The organism is Pseudomonas sp. PD9R, from assembly GCF_019200975.1.
In the GTDB taxonomy this organism is placed as follows: domain Bacteria; phylum Pseudomonadota; class Gammaproteobacteria; order Pseudomonadales; family Pseudomonadaceae; genus Aquipseudomonas.
Window position 1 is genome coordinate 19,717 of record NZ_JAHTMR010000029.1, and the last position, 22,138, is coordinate 41,854.

The following is a 22,138-nucleotide window of genomic DNA, read 5'->3' on the forward strand; positions in this document are numbered from 1 at the left end:
CATCGCGGGCAAGCCTCACTCCTACAGACGCGATGTCGCATTCAGCGTCGCGCCAACTGTAGGAGCGAGGCTTGCCCGCGAAGAGGACCGCTCTGCCAACGCAATTTAAGAGCCGGCCAATGCTCTCAAAGCCGCTTTGCGCTGATCAACCGGCAACGCTCCAAGCTTCTCCACTGCTGCATAAAACCTCGCCCAATCCCCACCCTCCTGCCTGAACAACGCCTCAAACGCCGGCACCCATTGGTCATACAGGCCAAACGGCAGCAGCCGCGCATTGTTCATCGGCGCATTGATCCACGCGTCGTAGCGTTTGTCCCCAGCCCATTGGCTGTCCCGCAACTGCCGGTATTCGCCGCGTAACTGATCAAATTCCGCGGCTTTGCGCTGGCGCATTTGCTCGGGCGGCAGTGGCAGGGTGTACAGCGTCTCAAGTCGCGTGCGGGTGTTCAGGACCAATTGAGTGAACTCATCCCGATGCTGTGCCTGTGTGTCGTCATCCGATGGCAAGTTACGGAATGCGCGCCATTGGCGGGTGCCTTCCTGCTCGACGAAGGTGGCGAATGATTCATTGAATTCAGTGTCGTCCTTCACATAGAAACGTTGATGCGCCAATTCGTGAAAGATCAGCGTGGCCAAACGCTCGTCGCCCCAGCCCATCATCGAATTCATGATCGGATCGTTGAACCAGCCCAGGGTCGAATAGGCTTCGACCCCACCGATCGACACGTCCATGCCCTGCAGGCGTTGCAGCGCCGCCTCACCGCGAGCCGCGCTTTGGCTGTAGTAGCCGCGATAGGCCACGCAACCGGCGATGGGGAAGCAATGGTTTTGGGGCTTCAGGGAAAATTCCGGTGTGACAAACACATTCCAGACCACAAAAGGACGGCCAATGTCGGCGTACATGCGGTAACTCTTGTTATCCGGTAAGTGCAGCTGTTGGCTGGCGAATGTGCGGGCCTTTTGTGATTGGGTCAGGTGCGCACGCAGTTTTTCATCCCGATGGGGATCGGCAATCACGCTGGAAACCGGCTCCCGCGCCCGCAGCAATTGCAGCTGACCACTGGCCAACTGGCTGTAGTAGCTGACGCTGGAACAACCGTTGAGCAGCAAAAACAACATACCCGGAAACAAAACGCGCAAAACGCGATCAAGTAACCCAAGGCTTGGACGCGGCCTTATCAAAATAAAAAATCCCTGGAGAGTCTGCTCGCAAGACTATCCCGCTTGACTGGAGCTCCGCTATGCGCAAGTTGATGCTGACGGGAGGCCTGCTGATGCTGGCCGGTTGTGCTGGATTCGGAATACCCCGACAAGATCCGAACCAGGCATGGATCGACCTGGATTCGAAGCAGGAAGACACGGCCCTGCAAGCGTTGGAGGTGGATAACCAGGCCGCCAGCGATAAACGCTATTTCGAGGTGCAGCCTGGCAGCCATGAGCTGACGGTGCGCTACCAATTCGCGGTTCAGCCCACCAATATCGGTCCCGATGCCGAGCCGCTGTGGCGTGATTGCCAAATGAACGTGAAATTCAACGATTTCAACGCCGGTGAACGCTATCAGTTGCAAGCGGGAAATATCGGCTTCCGGCCATGGGCAAAGCTCTACGATCAACAGCGAAAAGTAATTGGCAAGGGCACACCGGCAGGCTGTCAACGCACCTGATCGGCGCTATTCTGAATACCTGGTATTCGGGACATTCATCATGCGCAGGTTGATGCTGTTACTCGCTGCAGGCGCGGTCGCCGGTTGTTCGACTCCGCTGCCTGCGGTCAATCCGCACATGGCGTGGGTCGACTTCTCCACGCCATTCCCCAACGATAAATTGCTGATGGCCGAACGGCTGGACAATCAGCGAATGCTCGACGGGCGTTTTTTCCAGGTCACGCCCGGTAGCCATGAACTGACCGTCCGCTTCGATTTTGAAGTGCCGGGGGGAGGCTCTGATTTGTTCGACGGAGGCTCGGAACGGCTGTGCTACATGATCATCAAGTACGATCATTTCGAAGCGGGTCAGCGTTATATGCTGCAAGCCCGCTCGATGGCGTTCACCCCTGAAGCACGTCTGTACAACGCCCAGCATGAGATCGTCGCCGAAGAAAGCCAGATCAACTGTGTGCCGTAAGGCCGATCAGCGATCGTTCTTCTGATAGATGATTTTCCTGGTGCCGTTTTCGCAAGAGCCCACGACCATGTTCTGATCGTGCACTTCGTCATTAGTGACAATCTCCAGGGTGTAGGAAGTAACCCCTCGGGCCTGAATCTTGGCTTCGATTTCGGCCTTGAGCTCTTCACAAGGTTTCGGTGCCGCCAGTGCCGAAGTGGCCAAAGCGCAACAGATAACCGCCAAGGCAAAACGTTTCATGGTTGAAGCTCCTTTGAGGCAGCGCGCATGTTCATGCGTTTTGGCTGCTGTCATTTATTCGACCACATTTTTGCCGGGCAAATCTGTCGTTACGCAGAAAAGATCGCAGCCTTCGGCAGCTCCTACAGGGATCACATTGCAAATGCAGGCGCTGCCGAAGGCTGCGATTTTTTATGGCGTCACCCAAAATTTAGCTGACCAAAGTCGCATCCAGACTGATTTTTGCGTTCAACACTTTGGATACCGGGCAGCCCTCTTTTGCCTTGTTGCTCAGCTCCTCGAACTGCGCCTGGCTAGCCCCGGGGATTTTTGCCTTGAGGATCAATTTCACCGCTGTGATCGCAAAACCGCCCTCCACCTGATCCAGGGTGACTTCGGCATTGGTATCGATGCTGTCAGCCTTGAGGCCGGCATCGCCGAGGATCATGGAAAACGCCATGGAGAAACAGCCTGCGTGGGCCGCGCCGATAAGTTCTTCCGGGTTGGTGCCCTTACCGCCTTCAAACCGTGCCTTGAAACCGTAGGGCGCTTCTCTTAGCACTCCGGTTTCCGTGGAAATCGAACCAATGCCGGTTTTCAGGTCACCTTCCCAATGAGCCGATGCTTTCTTTGTAATAGCCATGCCTGTCTCCTCAAGATCCGGCGCGAAGCGTCGCGCCTTCGTGGTTTCGGTCGCTAGGGTTCTGAGGATAGACCGTGACGCAAAGTTCACCTCATCTGATCGGTCTGCTTATTCGGTAGGAATTTTCACCGTGCTATTGAAACTCGGGTATATGCCCTCATTGCATGAAACACGCTTTTGGATTCGGCAGGTTTTCGTTCGCAAGAAAAAACCTGCGCCCTCAATTGGAGAAGCAGGTTTATGAAACGACTGTCCGATATCAAGTTCTCGACCCTCGACCTGGTGCCTGTGCGGGAAAACGGCAGCGCGGCCCAGTCGCTGCGCAACTCGCTGGACCTGGCGCAGCACGTGGAAAAATTCGGCTACAACCGTTTCTGGGTCGCCGAACACCACAACATGGACGGCATCGCCAGTTCCGCCACCTCGGTGCTACTCGGCTATCTGGCGGGTGGCACGTCGACCATTCGTGTCGGCTCAGGTGGGGTGATGCTCCCCAACCACGCGCCATTGGTCATTGCCGAACAGTTCGGCACGCTGGAAAGCCTTTATCCGGGGCGGATTGATCTGGGGCTCGGGCGCGCACCTGGCTCCGATCAGATGACCGCCCGTGCACTACGTCGCGAACGCTCCGGCAGCGCCGACGACTTCCCGGAAGATGTGGCAGAGCTGATGCGTTACCTCGGCCCGCGCACCCCGGACCAACGAATCATCGCCATGCCGGGCACGGGCACGAACGTTCCGGTCTGGCTGTTGGGCTCCAGCCTGTTCAGCGCGCAACTGGCAGGTGAGCGCGGTTTGCCCTACGCCTTTGCCTCACATTTCGCACCGCGCTTCATGCACGAGGCGATTCGCGTCTACCGCAATCACTTCAAACCGTCGGCAGTGTTAGACAAGCCCTACGTGATGCTCGGTGTGCCCTTGGTGGCGGCCGACACGGATGAGCAGGCCGACTATCTCGCGACGTCGGTATTCCAGCGTATTCTCGCCCTGATGCGCGGCCAGAGCCTGGTGCAGCGTCCGCCGGTGAAAACCATGGACGGCCTGTGGCTGCCCCATGAGAAAGAAGCCGTCAGTGATTTCCTTGGCCTGGCGATGATCGGCAGCCCGCAGAAAATCCGCGCCCGACTTGAGGTGCTGATCGAGCAGACCCAAGCCGACGAGCTGATTTTTACCTGCGACTTGTACGAACATTCCGATCGCCTGCATTCCTACGAGTTGCTGGCGCAGGTCATGAAGGGCTGACGCTCAGCCAGCGCGGGACAAAAAAGCCGACGCACTGACGTCGGCTTTTTTATTGACGATGGGCGTCAGCCTACTTCTTGTAGACGATGACCTTCGCGCCGCCTTCACATTTGCCGACGACTTTCCCGCCGTCGGCGGCGCCTTTATCGACGATTTCCAGTGAATAACCGGAAACGCCCTTGGCATCGAGTTTCGCGGCGATCTCGGCCTTGAGCTCTTCGCAGGGTTTGCCAGCCGCCAATGCGCTGCCTGCAAGGCTCAACAAACCTACCGCCAAAATAAACTTCTTCATTGGTCGCATTCCCCGGTCGGATCAAAGAGGCGTCCAGCCATTTGGTGGACGCAGTCATATAGCGCTATGCCATTTCGTATGGCACTGGGCCAGCGCACAAGTTCAGAACATTGTTTCTAATTCAGCTGCTGGCAATCCGGAAACCGACCTTGAGCGTCACCTGAAAGTGCGCTGCCTTGCCGTCCTTGATATGCCCGCGGGTTTCGGTCACTTCAAACCATTCCATATGCTTGAGACTTTTACTGGCTTCAGCCAGTGCGTTGTTGACCGCGTCTTCGATGCTGCTGGTGGACGAACCCACCAGTTCGACTTTCTTGTAGGTGTGATGGTCAGTCATGGCGTTCTCCTCAGGGTGTGAAATACAGCCTAGCAGCGATTTTCTGTCTTACTTCTGCCAGTCGTTGCCACAGCGAAGTTCACATTTACTGCACTTTCTCGAACCCCTGAAGTCCCAACCAACACACGCCACTCATCAACAATGAAGGAGAGCCACCATGGCCAACAGCTCGTTACGTAAAGCCTCATTGCAAAGCATGGAAGCGGAAATCGAGAGCCTGCTCAAATCCTTGGAAAACTTGAAGGACGACGCGTCGGACGAGTCGCGTAAAACCCTCAAGGTGCTTAAAGGCAACGCCGAGAATGCATTGAGACATTCACGTCATCTGCTCGCTGATGCCTATGAAGAGGTCAAGGTCAAAACCCGTGAAACCGGGATTGCCACTCGGGACTACGCTCAGGAACACCCTTGGACTACAGCGGGTGTCGCCGTGGGCGCATTGGGTTTGCTGGCGGCCTACCTATTGTGCAAACGTGGTGACTAATCCGTCAGGCGCAGCTCATTCTTGAGCCACTGCGCCAGTTGCCGGGCGCGCCCGTCCGCGGCGCGCTTGGGTAGCCACAGTGCCAACTGTGCCGAGGTTTCGCTGAAACCCCACGGTGCGACCAGGCGACCAGCCTTCAAGTCCTCGGCCACCAGCGGTTCAGGGGCAATCGCCACTCCCAACCCGGCCACCGCTGCTTCCAGTAAGTAATATAAATGCTCGAAACCTTGACCGTACTTCAGCGCCCTGGCGTCGAGGCCGCTTTGCTGCGCCCAACTGGGCCACGCTTGCGGACGTGAAGTGGTGTGCAGCACTGACTCGTTGAGCAGAGCCGTGGCCGGTGCCCCTTTCAACCGCTCATAGCCGGCGAAACGGGGGCTCATGACCGGGCCGATTCGTTCGCTGGCGAGTTCGAATACCTGCATGTCCGCCGGCCAGGGTGGCTCGGCAAAAACCAGCAAGGCATCAAGTCCGGGGCGACGGGGATCGAGGTCTCCTTCTCCGGCCGACAGGTGCAGACGCAGGTCTGGCAGGTCAGCATTCAGTCGCCCAAGGCGCGGAATAAACCAGCGTGCCAGCAGGCTTCCCGAGCAGCCGAGCACGAACGGTGCATCAGCGGTGCTTTGGGTGATTTCAGCGCAAACCGTGCGCAGGCGTTCGAAGGCTTCGCCGCTGGCGTCACGTAAACGGATACCGGCATCTGTGAGTTTAAGGCCGCGACCATCTTTAACGAAAAGGCTTACGCCAAGGTGTTCTTCCAGCACCTTCAGCTGCCGGCTGACCGCACCGTGGGTGACATGCAACTGTTCTGCAGCCTGACTGACGCTGTTCAGACGGGCAGTGGCTTCGAAGGCACGCAGGGCGTTTAGCGGTGGGAGATCATGGCGCATGGTATCTGTGAGTTTTCCTGACAGGTTGCAGCGATCTTATCGGTTTTCAGTCCAGGGCGTGAGGGGTAGAGTGAGCCCACTATCTCTTTATGCATCACTTCACGCATTCAACTGGAGCGCCCCATGACCCAGACTAATCTGCGCAACGGCCCTGACGCCAACGGCCTGTTTGGCGCGTTCGGTGGCCGTTACGTCGCCGAAACCCTCATGCCGTTGATCCTCGATCTGGCCCGCGAATACGAAGTGGCCAAGGAAGATCCTGCATTCAAAGAAGAATTGGCCTACTTCCAGCGCGATTACGTCGGTCGTCCAAGCCCGCTTTATTTCGCTGAGCGCCTGACCGAGTTCTGCGGCGGCGCGAAGATTTACCTCAAGCGCGAAGAGCTGAACCACACCGGCGCGCACAAGATCAACAACTGCATCGGCCAGATCCTGCTGGCGCGGCGCATGGGTAAGAAACGCATCATCGCCGAGACCGGCGCGGGCATGCACGGCGTGGCGACTGCCACCGTTGCGGCGCGTTTTGGTCTGGATTGCGTGATCTACATGGGCACTACTGACATCGAGCGTCAGCAGGCCAACGTGTTCCGCATGAAGCTGTTGGGTGCCGAAGTGATCCCGGTCGTGGCGGGCACCGGCACCCTGAAAGATGCGATGAACGAAGCCCTGCGTGACTGGGTGACCAACGTCGACAGCACCTTCTACCTGATCGGCACCGTGGCCGGCCCGCACCCTTATCCAGCCATGGTCCGCGACTTCCAGGCCGTTATCGGCAAGGAAACCCGTGACCAGCTGCAAGCCCAGGAAGGCCGTCTACCGGACAGCCTGGTGGCGTGTATCGGCGGTGGCTCCAACGCCATGGGCCTGTTCCACCCGTTCCTCGATGACAAGAGCGTCGAAATCATCGGCGTTGAAGCGGCCGGTTACGGTATCGAAACCGGTAAACACGCGGCCAGCCTCAACGGTGGTGTACCGGGCGTGCTGCACGGCAACCGTACCTTCCTGCTGCAGGACGACGATGGCCAGATCATCGACGCGCATTCGATCTCTGCCGGCCTCGACTATCCGGGCATCGGCCCGGAACACGCCTGGTTGCATGACATCGGCCGCGTTCAATACACCTCTGTGACCGACGACGAAGCGCTCGACGCGTTCCACAAATGCTGCCGCCTGGAAGGGATTATTCCTGCACTGGAAAGCGCCCACGCATTGGCCGAAGTATTCAAACGCGCACCGAGCCTGCCGAAAGATCACTTGATGGTGGTCAACCTGTCCGGCCGTGGCGACAAAGACATGCAAACCGTGATGCACCACATGGAACAATCCAAGCAGGAGAAACACTGATGAGCCGCCTGCAAACGCGCTTTGCCGAACTCAAGGAACAGAACCGCGCCGCTCTGGTGACCTTCGTTACTGCTGGCGATCCGGGCTATGACACGTCTCTGGCGATTCTCAAAGGCTTGCCGGCGGCTGGCGCCGACGTGATCGAGTTGGGCATGCCCTTCACCGATCCGATGGCCGATGGCCCGGCGATTCAGCTCGCGAACATCCGCGCCCTGACTGCCAAGCAGAACCTGGCGAAAACCCTGGAAATGGTTCGTGAGTTCCGCAAGGACAACAACGAAACGCCGCTGGTGCTGATGGGTTACTTCAACCCGATCCACAAATACGGCGTACCGCGCTTTATCGCAGAAGCGAAAGATGCCGGCGTCGACGGCCTGATCGTGGTCGACATGCCGCCCGAGCATAACGGCGAGCTGTGTGATCCGGCCCAGGCGGCGGGTATCGACTTCATCCGTCTGACCACGCCGACCACTGACGATGTGCGGCTGCCAACGGTCTTGAACGGCAGCTCCGGGTTTGTGTATTACGTGTCGGTGGCCGGTGTGACTGGTGCCGGCGCAGCGACTCTGGAGCATGTCGAAGAGGCCGTCGCTCGTTTGCGTCGTCATACCGATCTGCCGATCAGCATCGGTTTCGGCATCCGCACGCCGGAGCAAGCGGCAAACATCGCGCGTCTGGCGGATGGTGTGGTGGTGGGTTCGGCATTGATTGATCAGATCGCCAATGCGGCGACACCGGAGCAAGCCGTGGATGGCGTGTTGAGCCTTTGCTCGGCATTGGCCGACGGCGTGCGTAAAGCCCGCGTCAGCTGAAGGTAAAGTTCCTGATACAGAGGAATTAGAGCCTTTCAACACAGACTAATCAGCAAGACCGAGGGCTTCAGGACTACGTTCTGAAGCCCTTTTTGCTGTGTGTGTTGTGAGGAAAGACCTGATGAAAATGTCGAAACGTGTGATTGCCAGCCTGGGTGTGCTGATGCTCGGCGCGGCCCTGCATGCCAACGCTGATCAACACGACGATCACGGCCGCTACGATAACCACGGTGACTATCACGGCGATGATCACCGGGGCCCGCAAGACAACCATCGCGGCGGTCCACCGCCAAGGGACTTCGGCCCGGTGCGCCAGACCATAAACGACAATCACGGCTATTTCGTCCGTGGCGCGCCACCACCACCGGGTATCTATGTGGTGCGTGGCCGACCGCTGCCTCACGGTTACTACGGCGAACGGCTGGATAACCGCGCATTGAGCCGCTTGCCGTATTACCCGGGCTACGAATGGCGCCGCGCGGGCGCCGACGTTGTGCTGATCGCTGCGGGAACAGGGATTGTTTATGAGGTGTTGCAGGGGGTGTTGTATTGATCAGACGTAGTACATCGGAGCAGTAGATCAAAAGATCGCAGCCTGCGGAGCTCCTACAGAGGATCACTATTCCCTGCAGGAGCTGCCGTAGGCTGCGATCTTTGGCTTTTACGGCATCAAGGCAGTTCCAACCCACCTGCCGCCTTGTGCAACTTGCGCAAATGCTCGCCGATTTGTTTCACGTTGGCTTCGTTGGCCGCCATTTCGGCGGCGCGGCTCGGTTCCAGCAGCGCTCGCACTTCCTTATCCAGATCTCCGCTCAGCACCAGCAGCTGTTTCTGCCGCAGGCTGCTTTCCGATTCCAGATGTTCCCACTCGCTCGGCTGCGGCAAGCCATAACCGCCGGTGCCGAGCAGCTCTGCGGGACGGCTGAGGAAGCCGCTATTGTCGAGGATTTGCCTCAGCGTCTCGTTGGCCTTGTCCATGCCGCCGTTTTTCAGCTCGCGTGCACCTAGATAACGCTGCTTCACCTCGTCCTGAGCCAACAACAACTGCTGGCGAAAACTCGCCTGTTCCAGCAGGAGCAGTGCCGCGCTTGTGCGCAAGTCGGACTGCTCGAACCATTGGCGGCGTTCAGCGGCGGGCAGCGACAACCAGTCCTCGACGTTATCCTGCTTGATGGGCAGGCGCTTCTTCACCACCTCGAACATCGCTTGATAACGGTCGCGGAAAGAATCGAAGCGATAGCCCAGACGCAACGCCTCCTTTGGATCATCCAGCACGCTGGTATCCGCCAGCCCCCGGCCCTTCAGTACTTCAAGCAAGCCGTTGGGCATGATGTTGTCGAGCCCGACCAGTTGTGGGTTGTTGGTGCCCCCGCGCAGTAACTTCAGCTCTTCCACAGCGCAGTTGTTGGACAGGAAGAAGTAGCTGCCGTCGTAACTCCAGTGCATCTCGGCGGCACGTTCTACTACATCTTCGATCTCACCGTGCGACAGGTTCAGGGGCACGGAGGCCAAACTGCGCAATTCGGTTTTGGTGTATTCGTCAATGACCTGGGACAGCGGCAGAACAAAAAGCCGCGACGGGTATTTGCCGATCAATCCATCCCAACTCGACAACTGAACGTCGCCGACAAAGGCGCGGTACGACAGCACCAGGTGCTGATCCAGGTCCAACCGGCAATCCGGACCACGTGGCCGTCCCGGTGCACAGATCACCAGGCGCAACATGCTGTGTCCCCAGCGACTGAACAGGTTCTGGTTTGCCTCGGCGAGCAAGTAGTCGATGGCGTAAACCCGTTCCGGGTCGATCTGGCCCAAGGGATTTTTGGCGAAATCATTGCCGGCGTTGAGGAAGGCGAACGTTTTGCTGCACGTGTCTTTGGCAGCGGGTGCCCAGCCGAAGTGTTCCTTGTAATAGCGATACAGTGCGGGGCGACGACAGGCGTAGCTCGGGTCGAGGAGGAAATACTCCATGTTGACCGCGACGAATTCCTTGGGGCTGCTGGTCTCGTAAATATCCGGACTGCGGGCGATCTGGCGGTTGTGCTGTTCGCGTTCGCCGCGACGGCCAACGTATTGCTGCCATCCGGCCAGGTCGAGCAGGCGTGGATCGTCGCTAAGGGTAAAGCGTCGATCGGACTGACCCCGGCATTGGTCAAGGATTCCGACCAACCCTGAGCTGCTCTTGCGCCGGGTGCAGTGTTGGATCAGCTTGCGTTCATCGTCTGGCCAGAGGCGCGAGCGGTCATAGATGTGAGTCAGTTCGTGCAGCACGGTGGCCAGCATTTCCCGGCGCACGGTGCCATGCGGGCGATAGGTCTTCTTGGTGGCGGCACTGCCGTCGCTGAGGCTGGCCAGCAGGTTGCGGTTCAGATCGAGTTCGGACACCAGTGATGCCTGACCGTAGGCATTTTTAGGCATATCGTCAGTCCAGCCGACATCAATCCGCCGATCCAGTTGTTTGATGAAAAGCGGAGGCAACGCCTGCATGGCTTCATCGAGCAAGGCCTTGCTGGCTTGCTGTTGCGCGGGGCTCAGACCGTCGGTCTTGAGGTGCAATTCAAGTCCGGCGTGGGCGCTGTTGCCTAGCAGCATCAGCGCCCCGGCCAACAGCCAGGCGGTTGGAGACTTCACAGTGCGAGGATGGCTTCGGCGAGATCCTGATCACTGGCGTCACGGGCTTCCGGTACCCGAGTGCGCAACATGTCGAGGGCTGATTCCAGTTGCGCACCGCGAATGTCGCCGTTGCTGGCAACGAAACTTGCCGCATCGTCCTGGGCGTCGCGGACTATTTTCGAGTCGCGGATCGACGTGGTGGTATCGGAAGTGAAATCAAGTGTGCGCTGGGTGGCACGAATCAGCATATTACTGGTGGCTACCAGGGTATGGGCCTGGGCCACGTCGGCCAACAGCAGCAGGCCTAGGGTGGCAGCAATCAGCGGGTTACGCATGGAACGACTCCGGAGAAACTTGGGATAACTATTGGACGAGAATTGCCTGTGCCAGTTCAAGATCGCTGGCATGAAGTTTTTGCTGGGTCCGGCGTAGATAATTCAGGGCGGATTCCAGTTGTGCGCCTCTCAGTTGGCCGTCACTGGCGATGAATGCCGCAGCGTCATCGCGGGCGGCGATCAGCAGTTTATGGTCGAAGGGCGCGGAGGTCACCATGCTTGTGGCATAACCGCTGACAACCGTGCCTTGGGTAGACAGATTAAAGGCATCGAAAGCATGGGCCGCACCGGCGTAGCTGGCCGCAAAAATTACTGGAGTGATCAATAGATTTGAAAGAAAACGCATGAGACTCGACAGTCGAAAGTGAGTCCCAAGGCTAGCGCAAGGCCCGGGTTAGAGCCAGCGTCGAAACATTGGGACACGTTGGGCGTGTCCCATGTCAGAACATTCGCTTAGATCGTCAGGATCGCCTGCGCCAGCTGCGCGTCTGTTGCATTCAACTGTGGTGCCTGGTGACGAATGTGGTCGAGTGCGCTTTCCAGTTTCACGCCTCGGATATTGCCTTCGGTGGCGACAAAGCTGGCGGCGTCGTCACGTGCGGCGAGGACGATTTTGTCATCCTTGAACGAAGAGGAGACGACGTCGGTGGTGGCATCGGACGTGGCCTTGAGTGCGTTGACGACTGCATCGGTGGTCACGATGAAGCTGGTGGCGTGGGAATTGGCAGCCACGGCGAGCAAGGCTGCAGCGCTGAGCAGACGAAGACGGGACATGGTGAAACTCCTTTGGATAAATCAATTGAAAGGTGGTGCGGTATCTGGAGAGGTAGACGCCAGACACTCGGCGTTCGCCACGTTCTGATCTGATATTAGGCCTGCCAATAGCGATTCGAACAGTGCCGTTTGTTAGGGTAGGAGATTAGCGCCAGAACGGTTGGTCCAATTCGTTGACACGATCGGAATGGCTTATGCCCAGGTCTGAAAGGTGCCGATCATCGAGTTGGGCCAATAAACGCCGGGTTCTGGCCCTTTCCAGGCTGTCGCAAAACCCTTTAAGCACCCTGCGGGCCAAGTGTAAACGTGGCTTTGTTTCAAGCGCGGCAGTGGAAATATCCAATAAGTGATTCATGGCGCAATCCTTGTGCTGACAAAGTGATCACTTAGGATGACGTCGACTAGCTTCCTGTGGCAGACACACTGGATTGAAATTGTACTGGTTCAGTTCGTTGTTATTTAAAACTGTACTTGTTCGTTGCTATCGCTACTGTGTGGCCAATTCTGATGGCCAAAAACGACAAAACCCGTCGTGGTTTCCCACGACGGGTTTTGTTGTTTCAATTCGGGTTGCTGGCGGTGGACCTTAAGGTCAGAGCCAGCGACGCTAACTTAGCGCCAGAACGGCTTGCTCAGCTCTTCGTAGCGTTGCGATTCGCTAATCCCGGCGTCAGCCAGCAGACGCGAATCCAGACGAGCCAGTTGGTGGCGGCTGGAGATGCGGCGCTGCCACAGCATCAGGTTGGCGATAACGCGAAGAGGCATGGAAGCCTGGGTTTTTGCAGCAGTGTCTTCGAAGAACAGATCGGAACTGAGTGTACGTTCCATGGTGGTCATCCTTCCGCTTGTGGCGGGATTAGGTAGTGGTTTAACTGGTGCCCATGTTCCTCTTCTTTGCCTAGTCTCTGTAGATACAGTTCAGCTGTATTGTGAGGGCTCAGTTAACTGTTTATAGGGGGTGTACTGGTCTAAATTGAAGCAACTGTACCTATCTGCACCTTTGTGGTGCGATTGTGCGGTTTTTGCTGTCGAGCATAGGTGTTTCAAGTCGAAAATCACCAGTACAGCAGTACAGTTTTTGAAAGAAATGCGCCGGGCAATCGCAAGCTGACGAAACTGTGTTTGCGTCAGCTGCTATCTGTATCGATTACACCGCGAGCATTCGTCCGGTTTCTTCCAGGTTCATGTGCCAGCTCAGGGCATCACGCAGGATGTGCGGCGTATGGCCGCCAAGGGCGCATGCGGCAATGAAGTAGTCATTCAGTGCCTGGCGATAGTCCGGGTGCACACAGTTGTCGATGATGACGCGGGCCCGTTCCCGGGGCGCCAGACCGCGCAGGTCGGCCAGGCCGACCTCAGTCACGAGGATGTCAACGTCGTGCTCGGTATGGTCAACATGGCTGACCATCGGCACAACGCTGGAAATCGCGCCGGCCTTGGCAATCGACTTGGTTACAAAAACCGCCAGGTGCGCGTTGCGTGCAAAATCTCCCGAACCGCCAATGCCGTTCATCATCCGCGTGCCGCAGACGTGGGTAGAGTTGACGTTGCCATAGATGTCGAACTCAAGCGCCGTGTTGATGCCAATGATGCCGAGACGACGAACCACTTCAGGGTGATTGGAGATCTCCTGCGGGCGCAGCACCAACTTGTCCTTGTAGCGCTCCAGATTGCCGAACACATCGGCGTTGCGACGGCTCGACAAGGTGATCGAACTGCCGGATGCAAAGCTCAGTTTGCCGGCGTCGATCAAATCGAAGGTCGAGTCCTGCAGCACTTCCGAGTACATCGTCAGGTCTTCGAATGGTGAATCGATCAGGCCGCACATCACCGAATTGGCAATGGTGCCGATGCCAGCCTGCAAAGGGCCGAGTTTGTTGGTCATGCGCCCGGCGGACACTTCCTGCTTGAAGAAGCCGATCAGGTGGTCAGCGATCGCCTGGGTATCAACGTCCGGTGGCAGGACAGTGGACGGGGAATCGGATTGATTGGTGATCACGATTGCCACGATCTTTTCTGGCGGAATCGGGATGGCGGTGCTGCCAATGCGATCGTCGACCTTGACCAGTGGAATCGGTGTGCGGGTCGGACGATAAGTCGGGATATAGATGTCGTGCAGGCCTTCGAGGTTCGGGTTGTGCGCCAGGTTGATCTCGACAATCACGTGTTTGGCGAAAATCGCGAAGCTGGCCGAGTTGCCCACGGAGGTGGTTGGCACGATGTGGCCTTGCTCGGTAATGGCCACGGCCTCGATCACGGCGATGTCTGGCAGTTTTAGCTGCTGGTTGCGCAATTGCTCGACGGTTTCCGAGAGGTGCTGGTCGATGAACATCACCTCGCCGGCATTGATCGCCTTGCGCAGCGTGCTGTCGACCTGGAACGGCATGCGTCGCGACAGTACGCCGGCTTCGGTGAGTTGTTTATCGAGGTCGTTGCCCAGACTGGCGCCGGTCATCAGGCTGATCTTCAGCGGCGTGACCTTGGCGCGCTCGGCGAGCGCTTGGGGTACGGCCTTGGCTTCGCCGGCACGGGTGAAGCCGCTCATGCCGACGGTCATGCCGTCCTGAATCAGAGCGGCGGCGTCGGCAGCGCTCATCACTTTATCCAACAACGAAGGCAGGCGAATACGGTCACGGTACATGGATTGTTATCTCGGGCAACGGGTAGCAGGATGCGCAGTCTAGTTAATTTCACTGGCCCGCGTCCCGCTACCAAGGTCGCAAAAGAGGCGTCTATTCCGGGGCTTGCAAGCAAAACACCGTTACAGGATCGGTAACAAAACGGTGGTTTGTTCGACGATTTGCACAAACAAAAACGCCCCGACAAGTCGGGGCGTTTGCGTTGCCAGCGAGAATTAATCGACGGCTTTGACCATGTCTTCAATGACCTTTTTAGCGTCGCCGAACACCATCATGGTTTTGTCCAGGTAGAACAGTTCGTTGTCCAGGCCAGCATAGCCGCTGGCCATCGAGCGCTTGTTGACGATGATGGTCTTGGCCTTGAACGCTTCGAGGATCGGCATGCCGGCAATCGGCGATTTCGGATCGTTCTTGGCGGCCGGGTTGACCACATCGTTGGCACCAAGCACCAGAACCACATCGGCCTGACCGAACTCGGAGTTGATGTCTTCCATCTCGAACACTTGGTCGTAAGGCACTTCGGCCTCGGCCAGCAACACGTTCATGTGCCCAGGCATGCGGCCGGCGACCGGGTGGATCGCGTATTTCACGGTCACGCCGCGATGGGTCAGCTTCTCGGTCAGTTCCTTCAGCGCGTGCTGTGCCCGAGCCACCGCCAGGCCGTAACCCGGAACGATGATCACGGTGTCGGCGTTGGTCAGCAGGAAGGTCGCATCGTCAGCGGAGCCGGATTTCACCGGACGCGCTTCTTTTGCACCGGCAGGACCTGCGTCGGCTGTGTTGCCGAAGCCGCCGAGCAGCACATTAAAGAAGGAACGGTTCATCGCCTTGCACATGATGTACGAAAGGATCGCACCGGACGAACCTACCAGCGAACCGGCAATGATCAGCATCGAGTTGTTCAGCGAGAAACCGATACCTGCCGCCGCCCAGCCCGAGTAGCTGTTGAGCATCGACACCACGACCGGCATGTCCGCACCACCAATCGGGATGATGATCAGCACGCCCAAGACAAAAGCCAGGGCCAGCATCAATGCAAACGCGCTGAGATTGCCAGTGAGCATGAAGGTCACGCCCAATGCCAGTGTCGCCACGCCCAGCAGGAGGTTCAGCTTGTGCTGACCGCCGAACTGTACCGGTGCGCCCTGGAACAAGCGGAACTTGTATTTACCCGAGAGCTTGCCGAAAGCGATGACCGAGCCGGAAAAGGTGATTGCACCAATGGCTGCGCCGAGGAACAGCTCCAAACGGTTACCCGCCGGAATCGAGTCCCCCAGATGTTTGACGATGCCCAGCGACTGCGGCTCTACCACGGCGGCAATGGCGATAAATACCGCAGCCATACCGATCATGCTGTGCATGAATGCGACCAGTTCCGGCATCTTGGTCATTTCAACGCGTTTGGCCATGATCGAACCGGCGGTGCCACCGATCAGCAGGCCGACGATGACATAACCGATCCCGGCAGTTGCGAGCTCAGCACCCAGCTTATAGATGAGGCCAACGGTGGTCAGGATTGCCAGCGCCATGCCGAGCATGCCGTACAGGTTGCCGCGTCGCGAGGTGGTGGGGTGCGACAAGCCTTTGAGGGCCTGGATGAAGCAGATTGACGCGATCAAGTAGAGCGTCGTGACGAGGTTCATGCTCATTACTTAGGCGCCTCTTCTTTTACGGCTTTCGGGGCTTTTTTCTTGAACATCTCAAGCATGCGACGGGTGACCAGGAAGCCACCGAACACGTTGACTGCCGCCAGTGCTACCGCGAGGGTGCCCATGGTTTTGCCCAGTGGCGTGACGGTCAGCGCCGCCGCCAGCATGGCGCCGACGATCACGATCGCCGAAATGGCGTTGGTCACAGCCATCAAAGGCGTGTGAAGCGCAGGTGTAACGTTCCAGACCACGTGATAACCGACATAAATCGCCAGCACGAAGATGATCAGGTTGTAGATACCGGGGGAGATAAGCTCTTCCATCGTCTGAATCCCTGCTTAAGCGTTTTTGCGGATGACTTGGCCGTCGCGGCACATCAGGCACGCGGCGACGATGTCGTCTTCGAGGTTGATCTCGAACTGGCCTTCTTTGGTGAAGACCAGCTTCAGGAAGTCCAGCAGGTTGCGGGCGTATAGCGCCGAAGCGTCTGCCGCGACCGCACCGGCCAGGTTGGTCGGACCGCAAATGGTCACGCCATTCTCGACGACCACCTGATCGGCCACGGTCAGCGGGCAGTTACCGCCCTGGGCTGCCGCGAGGTCGATGACCACTGAGCCTGGCTTCATTTGCGCCACTGTTTCCGCGCTCAGTAGGGTCGGGGCCTTGCGGCCCGGAATCAGTGCGGTGGTGATGACGATGTCAGCCTGTTTGGCGCGTTCGTGTACGGCCAGGGCCTGACGTTGCATCCAGCTGGCCGGCATCGGGCGTGCGTAACCGCCGACACCGACGGCGCATTCGCGCTCTTCATCGGTCTCATAAGGCACGTCGACGAACTTGGCGCCGAGGGATTCAATCTGCTCTTTTACCGCAGGACGCACATCAGACGCTTCGATCACTGCGCCTAGGCGTTTCGCTGTCGCGATCGCCTGCAAGCCGGCAACACCGGCACCGAGAATCAGCACGCGCGCCGCTTTCACGGTACCCGCAGCAGTCATCAGCATCGGCATGAAGCGCGGATAGTGGTGAGCGGCCAACAGAACAGCTTTATAGCCGGCGATGTTCGCTTGCGAGGACAGCACATCCAGGCTCTGGGCGCGGGAAGTACGCGGTGCGGCTTCCAGTGCAAACCCGGTTATGCCGCATTCGGCCAGCTTGGCGATGGTTTCATTGCTGAACGGGTTGAGCATCCCGACCACAACGGTGCCGCTCTTGATCAGCGTCAGCTCGTTGTCGCTGGGGGCGACCACTTTGAGAATCAGCTCAGCACCAAAAGCATCGCTGGCACTGCCAATAGTTGCGCCTGCCACTTCATAAGCACTGTCGACAACGCTGGCATTAAAGCCGGCGCCGCTTTGCACCGTGACTTTATGACCCTGGCTGATCAGCTTTTTGATGGTTTCCGGGGTTGCAGCAACCCGTGTTTCACCCGTCTGGGTTTCGAGAGGAACACCAATGTGCACGTCAAATCTCCTGCGTGATCTTATTGAGTAAACCCATGCACTACGGATGGTGCGGCTGGGGCGGCCGATCAGCACGATCCCACCAAATCAGGGCGGGGCGCGGCATTTTGCAGGCGAACTTTGTGCCCTTCAAGGGATTATGACGGGTGACGGAAAATTAACTACAAGTCACCCCGTGACCGAATGTCGCAACTAACCGGGTCAATCCCTTGCAGGCCGTGCCTTATAAGGATATTGGCCGAAATTCGAGAATTTACACATCGGCCATATGAATGATGCGGCATTGCTCCAAAATAGAGGCGCAAAGCCACGTCTTCAGGCGCTTGTGGGACGTTTGTACTGCTTTTGGGTACAGTCTGCGTAAGTGCGACAAATAGTTATATCTGTAGGGTTTTGGTTTTGCTGACTACGAGGTCAGCTAATCGCCGTAGACCTTTATTCCTCTACACTGTAGCTATGGGCCTGGTTCACAAGCCAGTCTCGAAAAGCGCGTAAAGACGCAGATTCGACCTTTCTCTCAGGAATCATCAGGTAGTAAGCCTTGATGCTGGAGAGTGCTTGCGGGTTGGCGATCACCAGCCGTTTCTCGGCCAATTCGCGCTGAATCAGAAATGGCGGAATCAGGGCGATACCCATGTCGTGCATGGCCGCTTGGGCCAGCATGGAGAATAGCTCGTAGCGCGGGCCTGTCATGTCTCGAGGGAGATTCAGGTGTTGAGAGTTGAACCACTGTCGCCAGGCATAGGGGCGGGTGGTCTGTTGCAGGAGTGGTAAGTCAGCGATCTCGCTGGGCGTCAGAATTGTCTTGTTTCCCAGTAGGTCGGGACTGCACACGGGCATCGGATGCTCGCCCATCAGGCGGTGGGATTCTGTACCGGACCAGTCTGCATCGCCGAAATAGATCGCGGCATCGAATTCGGTATCGGCAAACAGGAACGGGCGAGTTCGGTTAGTCAGATTGACGGTGACTTCCGGGTGTTTTTGCTGGAAATCTTTGAGTCGAGGCAATAGCCATTGAGTGCCGAAGGTTGGGACCACCGCTAACTCAATCACGTTGGCACCCTGCTGGCCCATCACGGACAAGGTGTCGCGCTCGACCGCATCCAGTTGGGTCGCTACACGCCGGCTGTAGGAAAGCCCGGCTTCGGTCAGTTTCACTCCGCGCCGTGAGCGTCGGAACAGTTCCACGCTGAGGAACTCCTCAAGGCTGGCGATCTGTCGGCAAATCGCCCCTTGGGTCAGCGAAAGCTCCAATGCTGCCTTGGTGAAGCTCTCGTGACGTGCCGCCGCTTCAAAACTGATCAGGGCAGTAGTGCTGGGTATCTTTCGGCGCATGTACGTCAACCTCACTAATACATCGCATTAATGGCATTTAGCGATGTTTCGAAGTGAGAAATTAGCACAACAGTATGCAAAATCCTCGTTTGCCGGAACGCCGAAGCCGGCCTAGGATCACTCCACGTTATTTGACCCGTTTCGAGAGGACACACTCATGGCCGGTAAAGCTAGCTTCAACTGGATCGATCCCCTGCTGCTGGATCAACAGCTCACCGAAGAAGAACGCATGATCCGCGACACCGCTGCGCAGTTCGCCCAGCAAAAGCTCGCACCGCGCGTTCTCGAAGCTTTCCGCCATGAAAAGACCGACCCGGCGATCTTTCGCGAGATGGGCGAAGTGGGCCTGTTGGGCGCAACCATTCCAGAGCAGTACGGTGGCAGCGGCCTGAACTACGTCAGCTATGGCTTGATCGCTCGTGAAGTCGAGCGTGTCGATTCTGGTTATCGCTCGATGATGAGCGTGCAGTCTTCGCTGGTGATGGTGCCGATCAATGAATTCGGGACTGAAGCCCAGAAGCAGAAGTACCTGCCAAAACTGGCCTCGGGCGAATGGATTGGCTGCTTCGGTCTGACGGAGCCTAACCACGGTTCCGACCCGGGCGCGATGATTACTCGTGCACGTAAGGTGGAAGGCGGCTATAGCCTGACCGGCAGCAAGATGTGGATCACCAACAGCCCGATCGCTGATGTGTTTGTGGTCTGGGGCAAGGACGATGCTGGCGACATCCGTGGCTTCGTGCTGGAGAAGGGCTGGAAGGGCCTGAGCGCTCCGGTGATTCACGGCAAAGTCGGCCTGCGGGCATCGATCACTGGTGAAATCGTCATGGACAATGTGTTTGTGCCGGAAGAGAACATCTTCCCGGACGTCCGTGGCTTGAAAGGCCCTTTTACTTGTCTCAACTCTGCACGTTACGGAATCTCCTGGGGCGCGCTTGGCGCTGCCGAGTTCTGTTGGCACACCGCTCGCCAGTACACCCTGGATCGTCAGCAGTTCGGTCGCCCATTGGCAGCCACTCAGTTGATCCAGAAGAAACTGGCCGACATGCAGACCGAAATCACGATGGCGCTGCAAGGCTGCCTGCGTCTGGGTCGCATGAAAGATGAGGGTACTGCGGCGGTCGAAATCACTTCGATGATGAAGCGCAACTCCTGCGGCAAGTCTCTGGACATCGCTCGCATGGCTCGCGACATGTTGGGTGGTAACGGTATTTCCGATGAATTCGGGGTTGCTCGTCACTTGGTAAACCTGGAAGTGGTGAACACTTATGAAGGTACGCACGACGTCCATGCACTGATCCTCGGTCGCGCGCAGACCGGCCTCCAGGCGTTCTATTAATAGGAGAAGGGCCATGGGCGCGCTTTCGCATCTACGGGTACTGGATTTATCGCGGGTGTTGGCCGGGCCTTGGGCCGGACAGATTCTTGCAGACCTTGGCGCTGAAGTGATCAAGGTCGAGCGTCCCGGCAATGGCGATGACACGCGCGCATGGGGCCCGCCCTTCCTTAAAGACGCCTATGGGGAGAACACCAGCGAGGCGGCCTATTACTTGTCGGCCAATCGCAACAAGCAATCGGTCACCATCGACTTCACCCGGCCTGAGGGTCAGAAGTTGGTGCGCGACCTGGCGGCCAAGTCGGACATTTTGATCGAGAACTTCAAGGTCGGCGGGCTGGCGGCTTATGGGCTGGATTACGAGTCGCTGAAGGCAATCAATCCAGATCTGATTTACTGCTCGATTACCGGGTTTGGTCAGACGGGTCCTTATGCCAAGCGCGCGGGTTATGACTTCATGATCCAGGGCTTGGGCGGCCTCATGAGTCTGACAGGGCGACCTGAAGGGGATGAGGGGGCGGGGCCGGTAAAGGTCGGTGTGGCCCTGACGGACATTTTGACCGGGCTCTATTCGACTGTTGCGATCCTCGCGGCGCTTGCTCATCGGGACCATGATGGTGGCGGTCAGCATATTGATATGGCGTTGCTCGATGTTCAGGTGGCATGTCTGGCGAACCAGGCCATGAATTATCTGACGACGGGCAATGCACCCAAGCGCCTGGGTAATGCTCATCCGAACATCGTGCCGTATCAGGATTTTCCTACGGCGGATGGTGACTTCATTCTTACCGTGGGTAATGACGGGCAGTTCCGCAAATTTGCGGAAGTGGCTGGGCAGCCTCAGTGGGCAGATGACCCACGCTTCATTACCAACAAGCTGCGGGTGGCTAACCGGGCAGAGCTCATTCCGCTGATTCGCCAGGCAACGGTGTTCAAGACCACTGCTGAGTGGGTGGTTCAGTTGGAACAGGCGGGTGTGCCGTGCGGGCCGATCAACGATCTGGCGCAGATGTTTGATGATCCGCAGGTCAAGGCGCGTGGATTGGCGATCGAGCTTCCGCATGCGCTGGCCGGGATGGTGCCGCAGGTAGCGAGCCCGATTCGTCTGTCCGAGACTCCAGTGGAATACCGCTATGCACCTCCTTTGCTGGGCGAGCATACGCTGGAGGTTTTGCAGCGGGTGTTGGGATTGGACGCAGGCGCGGTGGGTGCTTTCAAAGAGGCGGGGGTACTTTAAAGGTTTTCTTCTATATAGAAGAGGCGGTTTTGCGCGGTTTTCATGCCATCTGTAAGTTATTGATAGAAAAACCAAATCAGTGCTTGACGGCAGATTCTGGAGGCCTATAATTCGCCCCACTTCCGGCGCAGTCGAAACGGAAAACTCCTTTGTAAACAAAGAGTTACGCAGTTTTCGGCAGCAAGTTGCTTCAGGTCATCGAAGCCAAAAGGAAGTTGAAAAAGAGGTGTTGACAGCAGCGAGTAACGCTGTAGAATTCGCCTCCCGCTGACGAGAGATCTGAAGCGCAAGTGGTTGAAGTTGTTCAGGAAGTTTTGAAAGCTTCTGAAAATAACCACTTGACAGCAAATGAGGCTGCTGTAGAATGCGCGCC

At 57.6% G+C, this 22,138-nt stretch carries 26 protein-coding genes; 9 read left to right on the forward strand and 17 right to left on the reverse strand.

Going from position 1 to position 22,138, the window contains the following annotated elements; genetic code table 11:
- Positions 1 to 105 precede the first annotated feature (105 nt).
- Positions 106 to 1,182, reverse strand: coding sequence for an aminopeptidase (locus KUF73_RS30095; protein ID WP_218441587.1), 1,077 nt, complete (start codon positions 1,180 to 1,182; stop codon positions 106 to 108).
- Between the two features lie 59 nt (positions 1,183 to 1,241).
- Here KUF73_RS30095 and KUF73_RS30100 point away from each other — a divergent pair, with 59 nt between their 5' ends.
- Both KUF73_RS30100 and KUF73_RS30105 read left to right on the forward strand, forming a co-directional pair.
- On the forward strand, positions 1,242 to 1,664 hold the full coding sequence (locus KUF73_RS30100; protein WP_218441588.1) for a hypothetical protein: 423 nt from the start codon (positions 1,242 to 1,244) through the stop codon (positions 1,662 to 1,664).
- A gap of 40 nt (positions 1,665 to 1,704) precedes the next feature.
- The gene (locus KUF73_RS30105) at positions 1,705 to 2,124 is read left to right on the forward strand and encodes a hypothetical protein (RefSeq protein WP_218441589.1); all 420 of its coding nucleotides are present in this window, start codon (positions 1,705 to 1,707) and stop codon (positions 2,122 to 2,124) included.
- 6 nt (positions 2,125 to 2,130) lie between these two features.
- Here the strand turns inward: KUF73_RS30105 and KUF73_RS30110 are convergent, their stop codons facing one another.
- The gene (locus KUF73_RS30110; RefSeq protein WP_218441590.1) at positions 2,131 to 2,364 is read right to left on the reverse strand and encodes a DUF1161 domain-containing protein; all 234 of its coding nucleotides are present in this window, start codon (positions 2,362 to 2,364) and stop codon (positions 2,131 to 2,133) included.
- Positions 2,365 to 2,554: 190 nt separating this feature from the next.
- On the reverse strand, positions 2,555 to 2,986 hold the full coding sequence (locus KUF73_RS30115; RefSeq protein WP_218441591.1) for an OsmC family protein: 432 nt from the start codon (positions 2,984 to 2,986) through the stop codon (positions 2,555 to 2,557).
- 240 nt (positions 2,987 to 3,226) lie between these two features.
- Here KUF73_RS30115 and KUF73_RS30120 point away from each other — a divergent pair, with 240 nt between their 5' ends.
- The gene (locus KUF73_RS30120; protein ID WP_218441592.1) at positions 3,227 to 4,228 is read left to right on the forward strand and encodes an LLM class flavin-dependent oxidoreductase; all 1,002 of its coding nucleotides are present in this window, start codon (positions 3,227 to 3,229) and stop codon (positions 4,226 to 4,228) included.
- A 70-nt stretch (positions 4,229 to 4,298) separates the two neighbouring features.
- On the opposite strand, the gene KUF73_RS30125 is transcribed toward KUF73_RS30120, so the two are convergent.
- The gene (locus KUF73_RS30125; RefSeq protein ID WP_218441593.1) at positions 4,299 to 4,520 is read right to left on the reverse strand and encodes a DUF1161 domain-containing protein; all 222 of its coding nucleotides are present in this window, start codon (positions 4,518 to 4,520) and stop codon (positions 4,299 to 4,301) included.
- Positions 4,521 to 4,641: 121 nt separating this feature from the next.
- Positions 4,642 to 4,857, reverse strand: coding sequence for a dodecin (locus KUF73_RS30130; RefSeq protein ID WP_218441594.1), 216 nt, complete (start codon positions 4,855 to 4,857; stop codon positions 4,642 to 4,644).
- 157 nt (positions 4,858 to 5,014) lie between these two features.
- On the opposite strand from KUF73_RS30130, the gene KUF73_RS30135 reads away from it, so the two are divergent.
- The gene (locus KUF73_RS30135) at positions 5,015 to 5,341 is read left to right on the forward strand and encodes a YqjD family protein (protein ID WP_047535917.1); all 327 of its coding nucleotides are present in this window, start codon (positions 5,015 to 5,017) and stop codon (positions 5,339 to 5,341) included.
- On the opposite strand, the gene KUF73_RS30140 is transcribed toward KUF73_RS30135, so the two are convergent.
- On the reverse strand, positions 5,338 to 6,231 hold the full coding sequence (locus tag KUF73_RS30140) for a LysR family transcriptional regulator (protein ID WP_218441595.1): 894 nt from the start codon (positions 6,229 to 6,231) through the stop codon (positions 5,338 to 5,340). The two genes, KUF73_RS30135 and KUF73_RS30140, sit on opposite strands and share 4 nt — an antisense overlap.
- A gap of 123 nt (positions 6,232 to 6,354) precedes the next feature.
- Between KUF73_RS30140 and trpB the strand changes: the two genes are divergently transcribed.
- From trpB to KUF73_RS30155, 3 genes are all read left to right on the forward strand, one after another.
- Positions 6,355 to 7,575 carry a tryptophan synthase subunit beta gene (gene trpB / locus KUF73_RS30145; protein WP_218441596.1) on the forward strand — a complete coding sequence of 407 codons (1,221 nt, stop codon included), beginning with the start codon at positions 6,355 to 6,357 and terminating at the stop codon, positions 7,573 to 7,575.
- Positions 7,575 to 8,387: a tryptophan synthase subunit alpha gene (gene trpA, locus KUF73_RS30150; protein WP_218441597.1), complete on the forward strand. Its 813-nt coding sequence runs from the start codon at positions 7,575 to 7,577 to the stop codon at positions 8,385 to 8,387. The genes trpB and trpA overlap by 1 nt, the downstream gene beginning before the upstream one ends.
- 121 nt (positions 8,388 to 8,508) lie before the next feature.
- Positions 8,509 to 8,940 carry an anti-virulence regulator CigR family protein gene (locus KUF73_RS30155; RefSeq protein WP_218441598.1) on the forward strand — a complete coding sequence of 144 codons (432 nt, stop codon included), beginning with the start codon at positions 8,509 to 8,511 and terminating at the stop codon, positions 8,938 to 8,940.
- Positions 8,941 to 9,056: 116 nt separating this feature from the next.
- On the opposite strand, the gene KUF73_RS30160 is transcribed toward KUF73_RS30155, so the two are convergent.
- From KUF73_RS30160 to KUF73_RS30210, 11 genes are all read right to left on the reverse strand, one after another.
- Entirely contained in the window at positions 9,057 to 11,018 is a 1,962-nt protein-coding gene (locus KUF73_RS30160) for a DUF4105 domain-containing protein (protein ID WP_218441599.1), read from the reverse strand.
- Entirely contained in the window at positions 11,015 to 11,335 is a 321-nt protein-coding gene (locus KUF73_RS30165; RefSeq protein WP_218441600.1) for a DUF2388 domain-containing protein, read from the reverse strand. Before KUF73_RS30165 ends, KUF73_RS30160 begins: the two co-directional genes overlap by 4 nt.
- 28 nt (positions 11,336 to 11,363) lie before the next feature.
- Entirely contained in the window at positions 11,364 to 11,681 is a 318-nt protein-coding gene (locus KUF73_RS30170) for a DUF2388 domain-containing protein (protein WP_218441601.1), read from the reverse strand.
- 107 nt (positions 11,682 to 11,788) lie between these two features.
- On the reverse strand, positions 11,789 to 12,109 hold the full coding sequence (locus KUF73_RS30175) for a DUF2388 domain-containing protein (RefSeq protein WP_218441602.1): 321 nt from the start codon (positions 12,107 to 12,109) through the stop codon (positions 11,789 to 11,791).
- Positions 12,110 to 12,254: 145 nt separating this feature from the next.
- The gene (locus KUF73_RS30180) at positions 12,255 to 12,464 is read right to left on the reverse strand and encodes a DUF1127 domain-containing protein (protein ID WP_218441603.1); all 210 of its coding nucleotides are present in this window, start codon (positions 12,462 to 12,464) and stop codon (positions 12,255 to 12,257) included.
- A gap of 257 nt (positions 12,465 to 12,721) precedes the next feature.
- Positions 12,722 to 12,937: a DUF1127 domain-containing protein gene (locus KUF73_RS30185; protein ID WP_218441604.1), complete on the reverse strand. Its 216-nt coding sequence runs from the start codon at positions 12,935 to 12,937 to the stop codon at positions 12,722 to 12,724.
- 319 nt (positions 12,938 to 13,256) lie between these two features.
- Positions 13,257 to 14,750 (reverse strand): acetyl-CoA hydrolase/transferase family protein, encoded by a 1,494-nt coding sequence (locus tag KUF73_RS30190; protein WP_218441605.1) that lies wholly within the window; start codon positions 14,748 to 14,750, stop codon positions 13,257 to 13,259.
- Between the two features lie 213 nt (positions 14,751 to 14,963).
- Positions 14,964 to 16,397, reverse strand: coding sequence for an NAD(P)(+) transhydrogenase (Re/Si-specific) subunit beta (locus KUF73_RS30195; RefSeq protein ID WP_218441606.1), 1,434 nt, complete (start codon positions 16,395 to 16,397; stop codon positions 14,964 to 14,966).
- Complete coding sequence (locus tag KUF73_RS30200) at positions 16,397 to 16,720, reverse strand: NAD(P) transhydrogenase subunit alpha (RefSeq protein ID WP_003187010.1); 324 nt, start codon at positions 16,718 to 16,720, stop codon at positions 16,397 to 16,399. The genes KUF73_RS30195 and KUF73_RS30200 overlap by 1 nt, the downstream gene beginning before the upstream one ends.
- A gap of 15 nt (positions 16,721 to 16,735) precedes the next feature.
- Complete coding sequence (locus tag KUF73_RS30205) at positions 16,736 to 17,857, reverse strand: Re/Si-specific NAD(P)(+) transhydrogenase subunit alpha (RefSeq protein WP_218441607.1); 1,122 nt, start codon at positions 17,855 to 17,857, stop codon at positions 16,736 to 16,738.
- 435 nt (positions 17,858 to 18,292) lie between these two features.
- The gene (locus KUF73_RS30210) at positions 18,293 to 19,192 is read right to left on the reverse strand and encodes a LysR family transcriptional regulator (RefSeq protein WP_218441608.1); all 900 of its coding nucleotides are present in this window, start codon (positions 19,190 to 19,192) and stop codon (positions 18,293 to 18,295) included.
- A gap of 157 nt (positions 19,193 to 19,349) precedes the next feature.
- On the opposite strand from KUF73_RS30210, the gene KUF73_RS30215 reads away from it, so the two are divergent.
- Both KUF73_RS30215 and KUF73_RS30220 read left to right on the forward strand, forming a co-directional pair.
- A complete protein-coding gene (locus KUF73_RS30215) occupies positions 19,350 to 20,531 on the forward strand; it encodes an acyl-CoA dehydrogenase (protein WP_218441609.1) in 1,182 nt (393 codons plus the stop codon).
- A 13-nt stretch (positions 20,532 to 20,544) separates the two neighbouring features.
- Positions 20,545 to 21,765 (forward strand): CaiB/BaiF CoA-transferase family protein, encoded by a 1,221-nt coding sequence (locus KUF73_RS30220; protein WP_218441610.1) that lies wholly within the window; start codon positions 20,545 to 20,547, stop codon positions 21,763 to 21,765.
- Positions 21,766 to 22,138 lie beyond the last annotated feature (373 nt).